The following is a 13,414-nucleotide window of genomic DNA, read 5'->3' as shown; positions in this document are numbered from 1 at the left end:
TATTTATCTATTACTTGTTTATTGATGACCAATAGTTAATTATGATAAAATAAAAATTAGAAATGAATAAATAGGTTCATATATGATTGTTTCCAATTGGCAGCCTCCTTCTCGAAATACTTCTTCTATTTCAGATAATTCGCCACCCTCTTCAGAGGTTTACAAAGGGGGAAAAATAGGGGGACATAGAACTTCAGATTTGACAGGTGATGATTCAACGACTTCGTTGGTTGCGACACCAAAAATACAAGGGCTACCCGATACCTCATTTGAAATAAGCGATTTCAGTGTGACATTAGCTCCCATAGATCAGGGTATGGTTACAAGAATTAATCAAGCTGTTACCCCACTTGTTACTCCACAAGATGGAATCATTGATGGCAACTTGCCAGATACCTCTTCTTCGTTGGTAGATGATGATGACCCTATTCAAGATTTAGAAGATGCTTCTAGGACGATTGGAGCTGATAACTCTGATATAGTGATTGAATCTGATGTTGAAAGTGATATCGAATTAGAGTTTACCCAAACAGCTCCCTTGCAGGCAGGGGAAACATATAAAATCGAAGATATGGGGGTTAATACAAATATTAATGTTCCCCCTCAGCGGATGTTAACGGATGCAATTGCCAAGGCAAAACAAGTTGCTGGTTTTGAGAATGCGACTGTTAAGATTAAATCAAGTTTAGATGGAAAACTTAAAGAAGCGGAAAGAAATAATGTTATTCCTAATTATAAAGTTGAACGTTATGTCAATGACCATGGGGTAGGACTTTTTAAAGTTAGCGTTGATTATGTAGTTGAATTAAAGACTGAGACTGATCCTCCTGAAAAAATGCATTTAAAGCTGACAAGAGAGTTTTTCTCTAATGCAAATAATGAAAATGAAGCACTTTTAGCTGTTTATCATGTTTCAAGATCTATTCAAAAAGGAGCTATTGATGGAAAAACAGAGACTGAAACCACAAGTTTTAATTTGACTTATGCACGCGATCCAGAATCTCACAAAGTGGTTGGAGTAGAACGTGTCATGGCAGGTGAAGTTGATGTAACTCAATCCCTCAAGAAAAAATATACAAGAGAAATAGGAGAAGATGGAACAATCGCGTTAAAACGAGCTAAACGAGAAAAGGCGGAAGTATCCAAAGAAAGTCGGTTATTAAATGCTAACGTGTCAGTGGCCAATTTGACTTCTATAGAAGTAATAAAAAAAATGAAAGGTGGTGTAAACGCTTATATTAAAATACAACAGAACGAAATGAATTCATTTGAAGTTAGAATAAATAGTCTTCAAAAAGAAATTGAACAACATGAATTAGTGCAAGGGATGATAGCACAAGACAAAAAGAAGTTTGAGACTTTACTTGAGGAATTGAAAAAGGGGGAAGCTGATTTGAGCGGTCTTGAATTACCAGTAGTTGTGATTAATTACTTATTCAGTAAACAAGCTCTTATTCAATTGAAAGATAAAGGATTGGATACGTCAGAAGCAGAAATTTATTACAATCAACAGAGAAATCTGTTTTTTGAAGAATTTAAAGCATTATTTAGGCAACTCGACAGTTTCCAAAATATTCAAAGAAAGCTGCAATCTAAACAAATAGAACTCCAACAGGTTAAAGTCAATTTGCGAAATCAACCTGATGTGGATGAAAGCATTATTGCAAAACAAGAACAACAAATGGATGCATTATTACACAAAGTTGATCAAGAAATCAAAATGAACAATCAATTATTATTTGTTCAAAAACAATTAGGGCATTTGATGAAAAAAGAAGAAACGCCTTATGCTGATAGACTTGAAAATTCCTCAGTACCCACAGCTTCCTCATCTGAAACTTCTACATTAGGTACTCCATCAAACGGTATGCCTGATGTAATTGTTGCATCCGACGACGACGCGTTTGGTGCTGTTTCTGTTATGCCGATGAATGAATGAATTTATTAGGAGTTTAGCAAAGAGTTCAAAAGCAGGCAAAAGTTTAAACTAAGTGGGATATTGATCCTTAAAATTTATTTTCTCAGTTCATTTATAGAAGGGAATTAACTAAATTTCTTTTAACCTTTTTAAGGGTAGTGCTATTAATTTTATTGTTTGTAAAAATATAAAATAGATTTTCCTTTAGTTGGATGAGCTTTCGTTCTGCGTAAGTTAAAAAACTCCTCCATTTTTCCCTTTTTATCAAACTTATCCATCTTCTAATTTGTCAAAAAACACCCTAATAATTATTATTTTAACATTAATTGCTGAATAATTTCATTTTTTTATCCAGCAGTCATTTTGAGAAAAATATAAGAAAAACAGTTTGATAGACTTTGGCCTTAATTTGAATCATTTCTATTGGATTTAAGGTATAAAATGAAATTTTTTAGATTTAAAAACTTAGGTTGGGGGATTCTAGCCTTTGCTTCTATAGGATTAATCAGTTATTTTCTAATTTTAGAAGATGAACTAGATTCCAGGAATCTCACTTCACATGCTCGTTATGAATTTAAATGGGAAATCACAGCGTTTCCTAAAGAACTTGCTAAGATTGATAAAATTCTAGAACAATCTTTCTCTTACTTAGGCGAAGGTGGGCAATCTTATGTTTTCTCTAGCGAAGATCAAAAATATGTATTGAAATTTTTTAAATTTAAACGCTTCAAGCCAAGTTATTTAGTAAAAAAACTTCCCAACTCCTATCCATTCAAAAATTATAGAGATAAACATATTGCTAAAAAAAAGCAAAAATTGATGAGGGTTTTGAAGGGACATAAACTAGCTTACGATTTTCTTAAACGAGAGAGTGGGTTAATATTCATTCAACTCAACCCCTCAAACCTCTCTAAATGGATTACTTTAGTCGATAAAGGCAATCAAAAAAGAAAAGTAAATTTAGAAACTGTTTCTTACATTCTTCAAGAAAAAGGTGAAATGTTAAGCCAAGATTTAACTTATCTTCTTAATCAAGGTAACTTAACAATCGCAAAGCAACGCGTCGACCAAGTTTTAGGTCTATATCTTTCTGAATATCAAAAAGGAATTTATGATTTAGATTATGGAATTATGCATAACATCGGTTGCCGAGAAAATAAAGTTTTTCACTTAGATGTTGGGAAATTGATCGTCGATGAGCGGATGAAACAGCCAGAATTTTATCAAAAAAATATTGTTAAAGTAGCTTCAAAACTTCAGAAATGGTTTTCTTCTAAGTATCCTCAATACTCTCGAGAGTTGATAGATCACCTAGAAAAAAAACTATCAGTGATTTTAGATCGAAAATTCACATTTTCTCAATCGGCAGGTAGCGTAGAATAATGATTCTGAAGAAAGTATTGATCGGATTAACATTTGTCTGCTTCATTTTCATTGGTTGGTACAATTTGCCAGCGAAATTCATAGAAGAATCTAAAAATGTTTTTGAGTCTTCTATCTATAAACAATATAAAATCAAATTAAGACATTACGTTCTAACTCATCCTTTATATAAGCGTGTTCAACAAGCAACAGCAACAAACTACAATACAGCTATCCGATCACTTTTGGAAGAGATTGAAAAAACTTTTGAAAAAGCGGAGGAACTTCGATCTTCTCATGAATTATTTCTAAGGATAATTAGGCAATTAGCCCAATTTTCTGGGCATGACAGGGAAGAGGAACAAAATTCTAAAAAATTTTTCGAAGACTTTGTCAATTGGTTATTTTTACATGTTAATTTACAATCAGAAATGGAAGCGTTTCTTTATCATTTTATTAATCCTCCTCAACGCGATCTTTATTCTTATTTAGTAGAAACTCAAAAAAAATTGCATAAACATCCCCAATTTTGCAGTATTCAGCACGAAGCACCTTTTGAAGATCAATTTCTCCAAGGAAATCTTCCTGCCTTTATTACTTTGGTTAAAGAGACAAGGTTAATTCGCCTAGGACAACCGATTTGTCAATCACGCGGTTTTTGGTCAATACCTCAAATTTCACCAGAATTCTTATTTTTTTTACAAAATCAACCTCATCACTTCTATGTGAATTTGATGAAAAGAAAAGGAAGAGAAGGAGCTTTGACGAGAGCATTGGAGAGGTTAGAAGATAGGAGAGAAAATTTATCAGTCATCACGCTTGATAAAAATTCCTCTTTTTATTGGCAATATGCATCTGATTATCCTGAAATTTTCGATAGTGAAGAGTTTAAAGAGATTTTTTTAAATAAAATGTGTGGAATCGAAAGCCATTATTTTTGGTCAAAACATTTAGAGCCTGGGAATTGGAAAGAAACATTGCAGGAAATTTTAAACCATGTCCATTTTGTCATATTTAAAAACGTCCATCTTTTGAATCGGCAAGAAAGGCAAGATTTTATTGAAATTACCTATCTTGCTATTTTAAATTTTCTTCAAGAGAAGTGGAAACCTTCATCGATGAATATCACTTGCAAGCAGGGAATGGATCGTGGCCCCTCATTAATGGTGTTATGGATGCTATATAACGAATTAATCGAAAATAATGAAAAGTTAACAAACTTACTTTTAACGCCTCCTTTGATCATTCGAAATCGCTCTAGTCATCGTTCGAGATTAGATCGATTTGTCTCCGCGGCTAAAAGATTAAAGTTGAAATTAAATGAGATAAATTAAAAATAAGATTTTTGTCTTTTTAGAAAAAGCTACAAACATGAATCATAGTAAGATAAATTTTTATGCGGATTTCTCTTTTTATATGAAAAGAGAAAAAATAGAGCCTACTTGTAGTTGTCTTGAGGGGTATTCGTAATAAATAAGATTTTTTTATTGAATGAAGTAAGGTAAGAAGCATCGTCAAGTAAAATTTTGTAAAACATACTTAACGATGACATAAAAAGTTCTTTAACCAATTTTGTATGTAGTTCGAAGCATTTTTTCTAACTTCTGCGCATCTTTAGCAAAATTACGAATTCCTTCAGAAAGTTTTTCAGTAGCCATAGCATCATCATTAAGGGCGAGCCGAAATGCTTTTTCGTTCATTTTGATAGGTTCAATATTCAATTGTTTAGATTTAGCTGCATCGAGTTTTTGTTCAACATTTCCGCTTGCATCATGAAGTTCTTGTAAAAAGTGAGGTGAGATAGTTAATAAATCACAGCCAGCGAGTTCTAAGATTTCTTCTTTATTACGAAAGCTGGCTCCCATAATTTGCGTTTTATAGCCAAATTTTTTGAAATAGTGATAAATAGTTGTTACAGATTTAACACCAGGATCTTCTGCAGGAGCATAACCTGGAACATTATCGTGTTTTTTATACCAGTCAAGAATGCGTCCAACAAAAGGGGAAATTAAAGTGGCTTGTGCTTCTGCACAATGGATTGCTTGTGGCATACTAAAAAGAAGTGTCATGTTGCAGTGGATGCCCATTTTTTCTAATTGTTTAGCCGCAAGGCCACCTTCCCACGTGGAAGCCAGCTTAATAAGAATCCGTTCTTTTTCTATGCCCATTTCTTTATAAAGGGCGATAAGAGATTGTGCTTTTTGAATACTTCCTTCTACATCAAAAGAAAGACGAGCATCCACTTCTGTTGAAACACGACCTGGAATCAGTTTTAAAATTTCACAACCGACATTAACAAATAATTTATCTAAGAATAAAGAAATTTGCTCCCCGGAAGATTTAGCTTTTTGGCTGTAGTGGTAAGCTTCTTCCATCAAAGGTTTGTAGGCAGGTTTTTCTACAGCAGATAAGATCAGTGATGGGTTTGTTGTAGCGTCAGTTGGACTGTATTCCTTGATAGCTTCAATGTCACCTGTATCGATGACGATAGTTGTCATGCTTTTAAGTTGATCTAATTTATTTTTTTCCATGAAGATCTCCTTCCTGAGCTTTAATGTGTTTTTGAAAAAGTGTCTAAAGAGGGCATTTCTAAAGTTGGTTCAATTCGAAATGTAATCGTTAAAGGGCGATCCCCCACGGTTAAATCCAAAGTAGAATTCAAACGAGTTAGGAGTAATTTATAAGGAATTTTGATTTCTCGATCATTGAGGTAAATACCGACTGAAGTGTTAGATAAAATTTCTTCAGAAAGATGTATTTGGCGACAAAGTTTTTCAAACTTACGTAGTTGCCTTAACAAAGATTCATCACTGAAGTCATAAATTATTCCACATTCATGACAAGGGATTCTCCCTTGTTCTGCCTTTTCTAATTCAAATACCGAAAATTGAATGAGATGTTGACATGTCTGGCAACAAAATTGAAGAAGATGTCCTTTTTGCATAAAAATTAAGACCTTACTGATTTTTATTTATCTTATCAGGTTTAAATGGTCTAAGCAATAGCTTTCCATTTTTTAACTAAATTTTTTAATTATTTAATAATGAAATATTTATGTAATAATTCAAGTTTATGTCAAGTTTTTTTAGAAAATCACCTAATTTGGTAAAATAAAGATAAATGGGCATTTCTTGGGAATACTTCGCGGAATTTGCTTATACAAGGGTTGAAAAATTCAAAATCGTGCATTAGGAGAATTTATGGCTTGGCGTTCTCTTGATTTTTATAGTTTAAATGATTTAGATCAAAAGATAGTTGACCAATTAGAACTGTATTTACATCAAAAGGAAACAAGGCTAGCTTATCAAATTCTTAATGCTATTCCATCCACTAATCTTGAAATTTTTAGTCCTATTTTATCCCAAGAAGGAGGAATTCTTAAACTTTCAGATGCGGTAGAAGGAATTACAAAAAAAGTGAGAACGTTTGTTAAAAACGACACTCAACGAGTTTATCAAGATCAAGATCGTAAATTTCGTCAACATATTAATCATGCTTTATGGGAATTTACAGAGGTTTTAGAAGGATGCGTTGTTGAACTCTTTCAACAAATTAAACAAGTCAGGGTAGATCGATGGCATCATTCAATTTTTAAAGCTGTTTATGCGATCAAAAATATCCTTATTCATTATATCGAAGATCTCGCTTGGGCAGTTCGCCGCTTAGAAAAGCCTCTAAAAGAATATTTTCAATATAGTAATGCAAAGTTAACTTTATTCAATCATTGGATGTTAGGTTGGCAATCTTTTGTTGATCCCCAGATCGCTAAAAATTTAAATCAAAGTGAAATTTTTTTAAAAAAAGAGTATCAAGGTTTTGAAACATGCTATCAAAACTACATGCAAATTAGTATCAAGATTGAATTTGACTTAGAAAAAATGAAAACATTTCAAGCATTTGCTCAATTAGGTATTGCGGAGCAGAATTTGTATGTGGATGTATTTCGATTGTTAAAAACACTAGAGCAAAATTCCAAACCAAAAGATTTACTTAGCCAGGAAACAATTCGATCTTTAAAAAACATTGCCAATTTCGACACTATAGAAAATGTTTTAAAAAAATATCACAAAATCCTTAAAAAAGCTTTTTTTGATAGTAGTTTAGCTTGGAAAAAATTAGATAAAGATGAGGATTCTGTTAAAGAGAAATCGGAGGAATTGAAAAATTCTGTTTATCACTATCAATATGAAATTCAACAATTATTAGAAACAATAGGACATTACCGAACTTTTCTTCTTAAAACGGATCCTGATCCATATGTGGGTTCTCGATGGGGATTTTCTGAATGGATTGTTAGTCCTGAGCCTATAAGAGCTAAAAAGCTTATGCATTTAATGTATTTTTTAGATGAGCTAAATAAAGGATATGAAAAGTTTTTTAAAGCATTTGAGCGCGATAAGCTGACTCTACAACAATTGGAAAATAAAGCACATGAGGTAATTGAAAAGCTTTTACATGAAATGGAGCAGCCTTTAATTTCTCGCTCTATGATGCAAAATCGAGCTTTGCAATTAATTGGTCAATTGCAACTTTGTGATGAAATTGGAAGCGATCACCTTGAAATCATCAGTTATTTTGATGGCATCCTTGCTAAAGCGATGCGTGAAGATTGGAAATATCACGTTTTACATGGCTTTCCAGCTTTTCATGAAATTTATTGGCAGCATAAAGGTTTAAGCGAGTTTACTCATGATCCAGTCCACGCCTTTCGAGTAGAGCGATTTCAATTATTGATAGATCGAGTTGAAGGTTGGATGAAAAAAGGGGAATTCTATGTTCATACCTATGAGGTGGAGTTAGATAACAATGATATAAAAACTTATTTGCAAGATTTTTTAGCGATTGTTCAACGAACAGAGAAAGAAAAATCGCTAAATCCATTCCTTGATGAAACTATTGATCGCTTAAAACAGCAGCTTTTAGAATATCGATATCTATTTGGACAGTTTCTATTTAATATACAAATTAAGGATATAGATGGCCAATATCGCAATAAATTTCTTTTTATAGAACAATATTTTGAATCGATTGAAAATTTATTGTTTGAACTAAAGATGAGCTGGGAAGGAAAGAGATAATATTCAATAGAGGGGCACTTTCCCTCTATTGAATATTTAGCATTATAGAGACGATGAGCTAAAATGAGCGTGAGCGTGTGAGCTTGAGCCGCATGAACTGTCACGGTGATGATGGTGGTGGCGATCCGTTGTAGCAATGATGATTGCAGCAACAACTAAAGCACCGATAGGAAGAAGAGCAGACATTGTAGATGCTCTATTGCTGTCATCGTATGCTTGAGTTTCATCATAGTATTCTTGACCCTGCACTTGACCTACTAACATAGCCATTGCGGTTGTCAACATCAATAATTTTTTCATGTTTTTATTCCTTTTTGATACGTGTCACGTCCGAGACTGAAAAACATCAGTGTAAAATTGGTACATTCACAACGAATGAGGTGTCTCTAAAGCTTTACATTTCACTGTTATGACCTAAAGATAAAATTATCGCAATAATTTTTTTATCAATTGTCATTTTTTTAGCAAAAACAACAATTTCCATTATTCTAATGGCTGTAGCCACTTCCAAGCGAATAACCAGAATAGTTATAACTACTGCTGTCTAGTGGTCCTAAACCATCTTGACTACTTGAACTGGCATGGCTGCTATAACTTTTATGATCTTTATCAGCAATAGACCAAATAATGCCGGCTGCAATAAGTGCTACGATGGGTACATAAGCAGACCAATGAGCCGTACGGCTACTTTGTGCATAAGCTGAATCACAGCCATCATCATATTCATATTCTTGGTTATAACGAGACTGTCCGTATATGGAATGTGTCACTAAGACAAAAAAGAGAGTTAACGTGACAAATTTTCGAGCTACTTGCATAATCCATCCCTTTAAATGACAAGGCATTTTTTTCATTTTTATTTGAGATATTTCCTACCAGTCAAAACAAATAGGCAAATTCATAAAAACTTGAATGGTTAGAGTTAATGGGTCATTAAATGATCAAGGCAGAAATCTGCTTATAAACTAGATTTTGGATCATTCTTCTTGAATCATTCGCATTGATATATGAAAAAATTAGTCCTTGAAAATAGAAATTCATATTTTTTTGAACAAATTTTTATAAATTACCGAGACGTTGGGTTTCAAGAAAGTAAATCTAAAACTCAAATTTATAATAATTCCAACTAAAAAACTTTTACCATCCAGCATTTAGATCTTTTTTAAATTGTATTGCTAAAAGCGGCTAAAAAGAAGATCTACTGATAAATTTGTCTTTTTATTGTTCAGGTTTTTACGGATCTTTTATCTATTAAAAAATAAATTTTAGCAATCTTTTTATTTAACGATTCTTCAGCATAAAATAAAGGATGATTAATTAGATAGGCTTTAAAAACTCTAAATTTTCTGAAAAATTATCTTTTCTAGTAAGTAGGAGGATAGGTCTCAACAGTAAGGGACATCAATTTATTATAACTTTTAGAAAAATTTTCTAAGGGAATATAAAGTTCATGTCTTCCAAATTTAATTGTAAAAGGTAAATTATCTAATAAAGTCTGAATGATGAAATTTGTGTCATTAGAGGAAAAAAGTAACTTTTGCCCCCCTTGAAGAATTTGAGGATAAAGGGAAATGATTTTATTTTCAAAAAAGAGGTCAACTTTTGTAAGGGTGGGGTCTTCTTTACAAGGTGGGGCCTGTAAAAAAAGGATATTTAAATAGAGTCGAATCCCCGATCTTCCTTTCACGATTTCCATTGTGAGCCGTGCAGGATCTGAATTTGCGGGTAAAAATAACCTTCCAAAATTAAAACGAGGAGAGTCAGTCAAGACTGGGTGGTATTGCCATTGTCGAGAAGCTTGTGAGCAAGAGCTGAGGTTAAAAATAGCGCAAAAGAACATGATTTTTTGCGCTAGATGAAAATAATTTATCATTGGGAATGGCTGTAATACCCTGTATTTGTATGGCTACTAGAAGATGAATGGGATGAAGATGAATGGGATGAAGATGAATGATGAGAGTTTTGCACAGCAATAGCAATAATACCAACGATGGCTACTGTTCCAAGAGCAATTGCAGGAGCTAAATTAGTAGCTGTTCTTGACTCATCATACGCATATCCACCGGTATCTGTAACGTAGGTAACAGCTTCTAATTGTTGGTTAGATAAACCTGTCATGGCAATGGCTGTAATGATTACGATCCACTTATTTAAAAAATTCATTTTTCCTCCTGATATCATTATCTAAATGTTATCGTTTTAATTTAGTTGACGGATGTTTCAAAAAGGTCATCTTCGACTTGTTTCAAAAGAAGTGATTGCCATTCAGCACCCATCTCATTATATTTTTGGTTAATCATGTGCTTAAAAGGTATCCAAACACTAGCTTGGAAATTTTTACTTGTAAAAGTTTGTTCTTTTATATTTTCTAAAGTGTCATTTGGATTATCTTTAATATTTTGTGAGAGTTCTTTTTCCCACTGATTTTTGACTTTTTGTGCCGCATTTTTGAGTTGAGTTCTTTGCTGTGTATTAACGATCATTTCAAATGCTTCTTTCGCAACTCGCAAAGAACGCATAGAGTTGAAAAAATCTTTGTAAAATTGAGAAAACTCATCTTGCAATGCTGAGGCTGTTAAAATGTAAATGACTCCATTTTTTAAAAGAATCACATGCATAAGTCTTACACTACCCCATTCAGATTTAGTATCAACCTGAGATAAGCTGGCATTACCTGCTTCTGTACGAATTGTTCCTAAATCTTTCCATTGATAACCCTGAGCCATATTAGTGTTTTTTACACTTTTAAGATATTGTTTAAGCGATCCTGAATAAGGTTCTAAACTCAAATTCATGGAAGGGGGAAATGCAGAAGGACCTTGCCCTACGACCATTAATTTGACTCTTTCTGGGAGTATTTTTGGGTCAGCCATTCTCCAACCAGAAGGGGGTGTAAAGAGAACAATTCCACTGTCCATCGATTCTGTCGAAGAAGAAAGATTAGAAGGTGTTGCAGATAAAATAGATCCTTTTGCTAACAAACAGCTTAGACATAAAACAAAAAATGCTAATTTTTTCATGATCCCCCATAACTTGAAAAATAGAAAGCAACTAACAAATGTTTATGCAGTCAATTTAATTTGAACCAACTTGAAATCAACTTTGTCAGAGTAAATCAATATAATGACTCAGGTTTTACATGTGAAGAAATTTTTAAGTAGTGGTTTAGAAAAACAATCAGACAAGTAAATTTAAACTAAACATGACTATAAATTCAGTTTTGTCTTGTTGGGTAGAATAGGCAGCCAACCTTTGTTTTTTTATTTCTCTAATAGTAATGCATCTTAATTTAATCTCTATTTTTAATTTTCCCTTATGCATTTGTTTTCATAAGCTATTTCTTAAAATAGACAAAAACGAACTTCTGAATAATTATTCGATAAAACGCTTGAAAATTACATCTCTAATCCGCTAGAGTAACCAGGGATAGCAACTCTGTTTATTTTAGTTAGTTGAAACCAAACCGGCGAAAAATTTGCACAAATTGACGAATCTTTAAAAAAAATTTCTTTTTTGAGAACTTCTTTTTTAAGAAATAAGCAAAGTTTGTTTATTGATCCGTTTATGTTTACGTGCTTATCTACAGGTTTGGTGCATAAATATTAAAATCTAAATTATTAATTTTCTGGTTGGCAAATGAAATCACTTGAGCAAGGACAAGAAAAAATTCAACGAATTTGTGATAAAATAAGACATCAAACAATTGAACCTGCGCAGGAAGAGGCTCGAAAAATTATTGAAGCTGCTCATTTGCGAGCCAAAGAAATTATCGCTAACGCTGAGCAGCACGCTGAGCAGTATATTAAACAAGCTAAAGGGCAGATCGAACAAGAGCGAAATGTTTTTCATTCTTCTTTGCAACAGGCTTCAAAACAAACTATTGAATCTCTCAAACAAGAAATCGAATATCATTTATTTAATGAAGAGTTGCAAAGTGTTTTAGAAAAACAGCTTTCGGATCCTAAATTAATAGCGGAGCTAATCAATGGTATAGTAAAAGCCATCGATAGAGACGGATTAAACACGGACTTAACCGCTGTTATTCCTCGTGCTGTTTCCGCAGATGATGTGAGTGCACTGCTTTTAGATGGTGTGCGAAAAAAATTAAAAAGAAAACCCTTAGAGATTGGTCAATTTGCTGGAGGAGCTCAAATAAAATTGCATGGTAAAAAAATGACCGTGGATTTAAGCGATCAAACGATTAAAGAACTTCTTGCCAATTACGTTAGAAAAGATTTTCGACAGTTAATTTTTAGCCAGTGAGGTGGTTTTATTCATGGCTAATTATTATTACGTTGGAGTTTCACTTTCGCCACTCTCGTTCGATGCCCCTCCTGAGATAACATTTGAAGAACTTGAGAGATTGCTAAAGGATAATCTTTCTACAAAAGATTATCAAAAAATTCAACTCATTAGGCATTATTACGATATTCTAAATTTACGCTCTTATTGGTTAGGCGAACCTTTAGATCCACGAGGAGAATTAAACTCATTGGAACTTAGTGAAGCTTTAGCAACTCAAGTTGGATTGCCCTCTTATGTTTATGATTTTATGCTTAAATATGAGAGTAAAAAAGAACGAATTCATCATTTTTCATTTTTATTAGCAAAATTTTTTCAAAAAGCTGGATCAGAAAAAAATCTTTTTTTAAAAAACTATTTCAGGTTTGAAAGAGAACTGAGATTGGTGTGGACAGGATATCGTGCTAAAAAGTTAGGAAGAGATTTGAGTATCGAACTGCAATACGAAGATCCCGAAGAGAACTTGATTGCTCAATTACTTGCTCAAAAAGATGCGAGAAGTTTTGAATTGCCAGAAAAATTTCTGAATTTGAGAGAAATTTTTGAGAATTTTGCTGATCATCCATTTGATTTAGAGAAAGCTTTGGATCAATACCGTATTGAATATATTGAGAAAACGGTAGAAGAAAATGACAAATTTTCGATCGATCGAATTTTAGCTTATACGATACAGCTTGTCATCCTTGAAAAATGGTTTGAATTAGACAAACAGAAGGGAAAAGAAATCATCGATAGGATTGTGAGGGAAACATAG

Annotated in this window: 13 protein-coding genes; 6 read left to right on the top strand and 7 right to left on the bottom strand. The window is 33.0% G+C overall.

The features are described 5' to 3' along the window. Window positions 1-82 precede the first annotated feature (82 nt). The 3 genes from TY19_RS07090 to TY19_RS07080 all read left to right on the top strand — a co-directional run bounded on the left by TY19_RS07090 (window position 83) and on the right by TY19_RS07080 (window position 4,614). On the top strand, window positions 83-1,939 hold the full coding sequence (locus TY19_RS07090; RefSeq protein WP_042281330.1) for a hypothetical protein: 1,857 nt from the start codon (window positions 83-85) through the stop codon (window positions 1,937-1,939). A gap of 420 nt (window positions 1,940-2,359) precedes the next feature. Further along, a complete protein-coding gene (locus tag TY19_RS07085) occupies window positions 2,360-3,301 on the top strand; it encodes a hypothetical protein (protein WP_052354843.1) in 942 nt (313 codons plus the stop codon). Window positions 3,302-3,366: 65 nt separating this feature from the next. After that, complete coding sequence (locus tag TY19_RS07080; RefSeq protein WP_148300652.1) at window positions 3,367-4,614, top strand: hypothetical protein; 1,248 nt, start codon at window positions 3,367-3,369, stop codon at window positions 4,612-4,614. Between the two features lie 228 nt (window positions 4,615-4,842). On the opposite strand, the gene tal is transcribed toward TY19_RS07080, so the two are convergent. Continuing rightward, a complete protein-coding gene (tal, locus tag TY19_RS07075; protein ID WP_042281327.1) occupies window positions 4,843-5,811 on the bottom strand; it encodes a transaldolase in 969 nt (322 codons plus the stop codon). A 20-nt stretch (window positions 5,812-5,831) separates the two neighbouring features. Next, window positions 5,832-6,224, bottom strand: a complete 393-nt coding sequence (locus TY19_RS07070) for a hypothetical protein (protein WP_011176235.1) — start codon at window positions 6,222-6,224, stop codon at window positions 5,832-5,834. A 256-nt stretch (window positions 6,225-6,480) separates the two neighbouring features. Between TY19_RS07070 and TY19_RS07065 the strand changes: the two genes are divergently transcribed. Further along, entirely contained in the window at window positions 6,481-8,358 is a 1,878-nt protein-coding gene (locus tag TY19_RS07065) for a hypothetical protein (RefSeq protein WP_042281326.1), read from the top strand. A 42-nt stretch (window positions 8,359-8,400) separates the two neighbouring features. Here TY19_RS07065 and TY19_RS07060 read toward each other — a convergent pair whose 3' ends face one another. The 5 genes from TY19_RS07060 to TY19_RS14185 all read right to left on the bottom strand — a co-directional run bounded on the left by TY19_RS07060 (window position 8,401) and on the right by TY19_RS14185 (window position 11,378). Beyond that, window positions 8,401-8,646: a hypothetical protein gene (locus TY19_RS07060; RefSeq protein ID WP_148300651.1), complete on the bottom strand. Its 246-nt coding sequence runs from the start codon at window positions 8,644-8,646 to the stop codon at window positions 8,401-8,403. Window positions 8,647-8,846: 200 nt separating this feature from the next. Beyond that, complete coding sequence (locus TY19_RS07055) at window positions 8,847-9,212, bottom strand: hypothetical protein (RefSeq protein ID WP_042281323.1); 366 nt, start codon at window positions 9,210-9,212, stop codon at window positions 8,847-8,849. A gap of 509 nt (window positions 9,213-9,721) precedes the next feature. Then, window positions 9,722-10,231, bottom strand: coding sequence for a hypothetical protein (locus tag TY19_RS07050; RefSeq protein WP_042281322.1), 510 nt, complete (start codon window positions 10,229-10,231; stop codon window positions 9,722-9,724). Continuing rightward, window positions 10,228-10,521 (bottom strand): hypothetical protein, encoded by a 294-nt coding sequence (locus TY19_RS07045; RefSeq protein WP_102035402.1) that lies wholly within the window; start codon window positions 10,519-10,521, stop codon window positions 10,228-10,230. The genes TY19_RS07050 and TY19_RS07045 overlap by 4 nt, the downstream gene beginning before the upstream one ends. 41 nt (window positions 10,522-10,562) lie before the next feature. After that, window positions 10,563-11,378, bottom strand: coding sequence for a hypothetical protein (locus TY19_RS14185; protein WP_148300649.1), 816 nt, complete (start codon window positions 11,376-11,378; stop codon window positions 10,563-10,565). 616 nt (window positions 11,379-11,994) lie between these two features. On the opposite strand from TY19_RS14185, the gene TY19_RS07035 reads away from it, so the two are divergent. Beyond that, entirely contained in the window at window positions 11,995-12,621 is a 627-nt protein-coding gene (locus tag TY19_RS07035) for a V-type ATP synthase subunit E (protein WP_011176228.1), read from the top strand. A gap of 13 nt (window positions 12,622-12,634) precedes the next feature. Further along, a complete protein-coding gene (locus TY19_RS07030; protein ID WP_042281321.1) occupies window positions 12,635-13,414 on the top strand; it encodes a DUF2764 family protein in 780 nt (259 codons plus the stop codon).

It is taken from the genome of Candidatus Protochlamydia sp. R18 (assembly GCF_000648255.1).
Taxonomy (GTDB): domain Bacteria; phylum Chlamydiota; class Chlamydiia; order Chlamydiales; family Parachlamydiaceae; genus Protochlamydia; species Protochlamydia amoebophila.
Note: the sequence above shows the minus strand (reverse complement) of the source record. Positions and strands in the feature narration are given on the sequence as shown.